We start from the raw sequence: 5,770 nt of genomic DNA, 5'->3' as shown, positions 1-5,770 counted from the left end.
GGCGTTAGGCTTTTTGCTTTGGGCGGTAAATGGGGTAACACCGTTCGTTAAAACCGTTTGGGTTTGGGGTGATAAAACGGCCGGGCCCGGGGGCGCCCGGGGGGGGGGGGGGGGCCGACGGGTTCGGACCCCCCCCCCACGGAGCCGGCGGAGTCAGACCCTTACGGGGTGGGGCACAACGTCACTTGTTGACGCAGCTGTTGCCGAAGGCGGGGTTCAGCAGACCGATCACCGAGATCGTGTTGCCGCAGACGTTCACCGGCACGTGGACCGGCGCCTGCACGACGTTGCCCGAGGCGATGCCGTGGTTGTGCACCGCGGCACCGTGGGCACCGGAATCGGCGGCGGCCACGCCGGCGCCCGCGAGAACCATTCCACCGGTGGCAACCGCGGCAGCGACGACCTTCTTGATCATTATTCCTCCTAGTTGGCAAACGCGATCCCGTCATGCTGATCGCATCACCTGTAACGAGGAGGTAGTACTGGAGTGACGAGCTTATCGTCGCATTCACCCTTCAGGTGAATTCCGTACGCGCTGTCGAATTCCGAGGTCAATCGGCCGATGACTGTCAGGAAGCGTCGATGAACCGGTCGAGCACACGCACGCCGAACTTCAGGCCGTCCACCGGCACCCGCTCGTCCACTCCGTGGAACATGCCCGCGAAGTCCAGCTCCGGCGGCAGCTTCAGCGGCGCGAAGCCGAAGCCCCGGATGCCGAGGTCGTCGAAGGACTTGGCGTCGGTGCCGCCGGAGAGCATGTAGGGGACGGCCTTGGCGGCCGGGTCCTCGGCGACCAGCGCGGACTGCATCGCCTCCACCAGCGCCCCGTCGAAGGAGGTCTCGACGGCCTTGTCGGAGTGCACGTCCTCGCGCCTGACCCGGGGGCCGAGGATCCGGTCGAGGTCGGCCAGGAACTCCTCCTCGTAGCCGGGCAGGAAACGCCCGTCGACGTGCGCGGTGGCCTCGCCGGGGATGACGTTGACCTTGTAGCCGGCGCCGAGCTGGGTGGGGTTGGCGGTGTTGCTCAGGGTGGCGCCGATGAGCTTGGCGATGCCGCCCAGCCTGGCGAGGGTGCCGTCCATGTTCTCCGGGTCGAGCTCGGTGCCGAGCGCGTCGCCGAGCTCGTCGAGGAAGGCCCGCGTGGTCTTGGTCACCCGCACCGGGAACCGGTGCCGTCCGAGGCGCGCGACGGCGTCGGACAGCTCGGTGATCGCGTTGTCCCGGTGGATCATCGAGCCGTGCCCGGCGGTGCCGGCCACCGTGAGCTTCATCCAGTGCATGCCCTTCTCGGCCGTCTGGATGAGGTAGAGCCGCCGCTGCTCGCTGACCGTGAAGGAGAAGCCGCCGACCTCGCTGATCGCCTCGGTGACGCCCTCGAACAGGTCCGGATGGTGGTCGACGAGGTAACGGGCGCCGTAGGTGCCGCCCGCCTCCTCGTCGGCGAGGAAGGCCAGCACGATGTCGCGCGGGGGCCTGCGGCCGCTGCGCAGCCGGTCGCGCACCACCGCCAGCGTCATCGCGTCCATGTCCTTCATGTCGACCGCGCCGCGCCCCCACACGCAGCCGTCCGCGAGCTCGCCGGAGAAGGGGTGGTGGGTCCAGTCTTCGGCGTTGGCGGGTACGACGTCGGTGTGGCCGTGGATGAGCAGCGCGGGCCGGGAGGGATCCTCGCCCTCGATGCGGGCCACGGTCGAGGCCCGTCCGGGGTGCGACTCGAAGATCCTCGGCTCCAGGCCGACCTCGGCGAGCTTCTCCGCGACGTACTCGGCGGCCCGGCGCTCACCCGGTCCCGAGTGGTCGCCGTAGTTGCTGGTGTCGATCTGGACCAGTTCGCGGCAGAGGTCCACGACCTCGTCCTCGCCGGTGACGCCCCTGGCCGTGTCCGTCTCGCTCACGCTGCTTCCTCCCGCTGTGCGCTGGTGGTCCACCTCGGGTGCCGGTGGTCCCCTCATCCTCTCTCCCGCACCCCTCGCGCCCAAGGGAGCCGCCGGTCCCGTCACACCCGGTCAACACAGGAACGGGGGGTGATCGAGGGCGGCCGAAAGCCTGGTAAAGTTTCCTGTGTCGCCGCGGGGGGAAACCCGCGTGGCACACACCCCGTCCGGGTGGCGGAATGGCAGACGCGCTAGCTTGAGGTGCTAGTGCCCTTTATCGGGCGTGGGGGTTCAAGTCCCCCCTCGGACACAACAGCGCGAAGGCGCCGGCCTCCAAGGCCGGCGCCTTCGTCGTCGTACGCCCCCTGGAACCGCCTCCCAGGCCGCAGGGCCGGCTCACCGCCCCTGGAGCCCTGGAGCCCCTACACGTGCGCCGCCGCCATGTGGTCCGTGAACCAGTCGCGTGCCAGGGCGGTCACCGTGTCCAGGGCGCCGGGCTCCTCGAAGAGGTGGGTGGCGCCGGGCACCACCTCGAGCCGGTTCTCGCACCGCAGCTCGGCCTGGGCCCGCCGGTTGAGGTCCAGTACGACCGGGTCGGCGCCGCCGACGATCAGCAGCGTGGGGGCGGTGACGGCGGCGAGCCTCGGTCCGGCGAGGTCGGGCCGGCCGCCGCGGGAGACGACGGCGGCGATCCGCGCGTCCGGTTCCGCGGCGGCCCACAGCGCGGCGGCGGCACCGGTGCTCGCGCCGAAGTAGCCGACGGCCAGGGAGCCGGTCCCGGGCTGCTCGCGCAGCCAGTCGGTGGCGCCGGTCAGCCGCGCGGCCAGCAGCACGGTGTCGAAGACGTTGGACCGGTCGCGTGCCTCGTCCTCGGTGAGCAGGTCGAACAGCAGGGTGCCGAGTCCGGCCCGGTTCAGCCCGGCGGCGACGCGGCGGTTGCGCGGGCTGTGCCGTCCGCTGCCGCTGCCGTGGGCGAAGACCACGATCCCGGCGGCCCCCGCGGGGACCGTGAGCCGGCCGTCGAGCGGCACGGGCCCCGCCGCGACCCGGACCTCGCGGTCCACCGCCCCGCCGCCGGGCGCCCCGTCCCCGTGTGCCCCTTCCCGCGCGGCCTGTTCCCGCGCGGCCTGTTCCCGCGCGGCCTGTTCCCGCGCGGCCTGTTCCAGGCAGGCGACCACGTCGGCGTCGTCGAGCTGGGCGAAGTCGTCGTAGAACTGGCCGACCGCGAAGAAGTCGCGAGGGGTGTGCAGGCACACCAGTTCGTCGGCCTCGCCGCCGAGCCGGCGGGTCCAGTCCGCGGGGGCGACCGGCACCGCCAGTACGATCCGGGCGGCGCCGCGGGCGCGTACCGTGCGGCAGGCCGCCCGTGCGGTGGAGCCGGTGGCCACCCCGTCGTCGACGATCACGACGGTACGTCCGGCGACGGGCACGGGGGGCCGCCGGCCGCGGTAGCGGTCCGCGCGCCGCCGCAGCTCGCGCCGTTCGCGCTCCTCGACCCGTGCCAGCTCCTCGGGCGGTACGCGCGCCTCGCGCAGTACGTCCTCGCCGAGGACGCGGACGCCGTCCTCGCCGATCGCGCCCATGGCCAGCTCCGGCTGGGAAGGCACTCCCAGCTTGCGCACCAGGCAGACGTCCAGGGGCGCGCCGAGTGCGCGGGCGACCTCCGCGGCGACGGGTATGCCGCCGCGGGGCAGCCCGAGCACCACCACGTCCCGGCCCGAGAGGTGTGCGAGGCGGGCGCCGAGCCGTCGTCCCGCTTCGCGGCGATCCGTGAAGTACACGGTGCGGCTCCCTCACTCCCGGGGCGACCACAGGGGGGCGGGCGGGGTCGCCTCGGACGCTCCCACGGCCTTCATGTCGCCCGCGGCGGCGCGCAGCAGGTTCTGGCCCAGGGCGATCAGGGCGCGGCCCGCCGCCAGCTCGTCGCCGATCTCGGGCACGTCCGGGTCGTACGGGTTGCGGCGGGCCTCGGCGCAGGTCTCCAGGACGTTGTCACCGGTGTCCAGGACGATGCGGGCGGTGGTGTCCGGGTCGTGTTCGGACAGGTACAGGTTCAGCCGCCACTCCTTGGCGGTGGGCGGCCGGTTGGCGACGGGTCGTGTCATCGTCCGTCTCCCCTCAGCTCGGGTGCGCGGCACCCTCCTTCACCTCTTCCACTGTGCCTCGGACCGGTGCGGGCCGCGCGGGGGCGGCGGGGCGGCGGGGCGGCTGACGGGGCGGGGGCACAATGAGGGCCATGACCACGCGTTCCTGCCCGTGCGGGCTGTCCGCCCCGTACGAGAGCTGCTGCGGCCGCTTCCACTCCGGCGCCGCCGCCGCGCCGACCGCCGAGGCGCTGATGCGCTCGCGGTACTGCGCCTTCGTGCGCCGGGACGCGGGGTATCTGCTGCGCACCTGGCATCCGCGCACCCGGCCCGCGCGGCTGGACCTGGACCCGGGGATGCGCTGGACGGGCCTGGAGATCCTGGACACACAGGACGGTTCCGCCTTCCACACCAGGGGGACCGTGACCTTCCGCGCCTCCTACCGGGGAGGCGAGCTGTGCGAGCACAGCCGGTTCGAGCGCGTCGACGGCGCCTGGGTGTACGTGGACGGCGACTTCCCCGTGCAGTGAGCCGCCGGCCGAGCGCGGCGGCAGGGGCGTCTCATGCCGGTCCGGCGGGGCAGAAGAGGCCGACGGGCCCCGCAGGACGGCAGCCGCAGGACGGCAGAGACGCGACAAGGCGGAGGAGACCCAGCGGGCCGGAGGAAGCCCCGCGCGGCGGAGAAACCCGGCGGTCCGGGGGAAGCCCGGCAGGCCGGGGGAGACAAGGCGGGCCGGGGGACGGGCCCGGCCCGGACGCGCGCCGCTAGGGCCTGTCCGGCGGATCATGTGACTGTCTGACCGGTTGCTCGTTGGTTGGGTCATGGGGCGGGGGGATCTGACGAATCGCGAGTGGTCGTTGCTGGAGCCACATCTGCCGCGTTCAGGGGGCCGGGGCGGCCGGTGGAATGACCACCGCATGGTGCTCAACGGCATCCTCTTCCGGATCCGGACCGGTGTCCGTGGCGTGACCTGCCGGAGCGCTACGGCTCGTGGAAGACCGTCTACGAGCGGCATCGCCGCTGGTCGGCGGACGGGACCTGGGACCGGATCCTGCAGTCGGTCCAGGCCGACGCCGACCTCGCGGGCCGGATCGACTGGTCGATGGTCGGGGTCGACTCGACGTCCTGCCGGGCCCATCAGCACGCGGCCGGCGCCCGCAAGACCCGGCCGCGGGTCCCGAAAAAAGGACGACGCCTTGGCACCACCGCCCCGACGAGGGACTCGGACGGTCCCGGGGCGGTCTGACCTGCAAGATCCACCTCGCCGGCGAAGGCGGCTGCCGCCCCATGGCCCTCCTGCTCACACCCGGTCAGCGGGGCGACGCCCCGCAACTGGTCGAGGTCCTGGACCGGATCCGGGTGCCCCGGCCGCTGGGCGGAAGACCCCGAACCCGGCCCGACCACGTCAGCGGCGACAAGGCGTACAGCTCCCGCCGAAACCGCCGCTACCTGCGAAGACGTCGCATCCGGCACACAATCCCGGAACCGAAGGACCAGCGGAGCAACCGGAAACGCAGAGGCAGTGCAGGCGGCAGGCCAGTCGGCTTCGACCGGGACCGTTACCGGCGCCGCAACGAGGTCGAGCGGACCATCAACCGGCTCAAGAACTCTCGCGCGGTCGCGACTCGATACGACAAGCGGGCCTACGTCTTCCACGGCACCGTCACCGCCGCAGCGATCCGGCTCTGGCTCCGTGAATGATCCGCCGGACAGAACCTAGTGTCCTGCGCCGGAGATCCGTCGGCAGAATCGTGCGAGGGATTCGAGGATCTCCTCGGCGGTCTTGGTCCAGATGAACGGCTTGGGGTCTG

At 72.4% G+C, this 5,770-nt stretch carries 5 protein-coding genes, 1 tRNA gene and 1 pseudogene; 3 read left to right on the top strand and 4 right to left on the bottom strand.

The features are described from left to right. Positions 1–181 precede the first annotated feature (181 nt). Both ACI2LW_RS20325 and ACI2LW_RS20320 read right to left on the bottom strand, forming a co-directional pair. Entirely contained in the window at positions 182–415 is a 234-nt protein-coding gene (locus tag ACI2LW_RS20325) for a chaplin (protein WP_404732598.1), read from the bottom strand. A gap of 154 nt (positions 416–569) precedes the next feature. Further along, positions 570–1,895: a M20/M25/M40 family metallo-hydrolase gene (locus ACI2LW_RS20320; RefSeq protein ID WP_404732597.1), complete on the bottom strand. Its 1,326-nt coding sequence runs from the start codon at positions 1,893–1,895 to the stop codon at positions 570–572. 204 nt (positions 1,896–2,099) lie between these two features. Here ACI2LW_RS20320 and ACI2LW_RS20315 point away from each other — a divergent pair. Continuing rightward, positions 2,100–2,184 (top strand) — tRNA-Leu (locus ACI2LW_RS20315). Between the two features lie 112 nt (positions 2,185–2,296). Here the strand turns inward: ACI2LW_RS20315 and ACI2LW_RS20310 are convergent. Further along, complete coding sequence (locus ACI2LW_RS20310; protein ID WP_404732596.1) at positions 2,297–3,655, bottom strand: phosphoribosyltransferase family protein; 1,359 nt, start codon at positions 3,653–3,655, stop codon at positions 2,297–2,299. 12 nt (positions 3,656–3,667) lie between these two features. Beyond that, the gene (locus tag ACI2LW_RS20305; RefSeq protein ID WP_404732595.1) at positions 3,668–3,979 is read right to left on the bottom strand and encodes a dsRBD fold-containing protein; all 312 of its coding nucleotides are present in this window, start codon (positions 3,977–3,979) and stop codon (positions 3,668–3,670) included. Positions 3,980–4,110: 131 nt separating this feature from the next. Between ACI2LW_RS20305 and ACI2LW_RS20300 the strand changes: the two genes are divergently transcribed. Both ACI2LW_RS20300 and ACI2LW_RS20295 read left to right on the top strand, forming a co-directional pair. Beyond that, the gene (locus tag ACI2LW_RS20300; protein WP_404732594.1) at positions 4,111–4,488 is read left to right on the top strand and encodes a YchJ family protein; all 378 of its coding nucleotides are present in this window, start codon (positions 4,111–4,113) and stop codon (positions 4,486–4,488) included. A gap of 292 nt (positions 4,489–4,780) precedes the next feature. Further along, positions 4,781–5,660 (top strand): annotated as a pseudogene (locus ACI2LW_RS20295) (IS5 family transposase). Positions 5,661–5,770 lie beyond the last annotated feature (110 nt).

This window comes from Streptomyces sp. NPDC004065, assembly GCF_044903565.1.
Lineage (GTDB): Bacteria > Actinomycetota > Actinomycetes > Streptomycetales > Streptomycetaceae > Streptomyces.
The sequence above is the reverse complement of the archived record's forward strand: the minus strand, read 5'-3'. Positions and strand labels throughout refer to the sequence as shown.

What these genes read in the sequence shown, in the direction of transcription:
- ACI2LW_RS20305 (WP_404732595.1), bottom strand. Translation starts at nt 3,979, where the DNA reads ATGACACGACCCGTCGCCAACCGGCCGCCCACCGCCAAGGAGTGGCGG.
- ACI2LW_RS20300 (WP_404732594.1), top strand. Translation starts at nt 4,111, where the DNA reads ATGACCACGCGTTCCTGCCCGTGCGGGCTGTCCGCCCCGTACGAGAGC.
- ACI2LW_RS20325 (WP_404732598.1), bottom strand. Translation starts at nt 415, where the DNA reads ATGATCAAGAAGGTCGTCGCTGCCGCGGTTGCCACCGGTGGAATGGTT.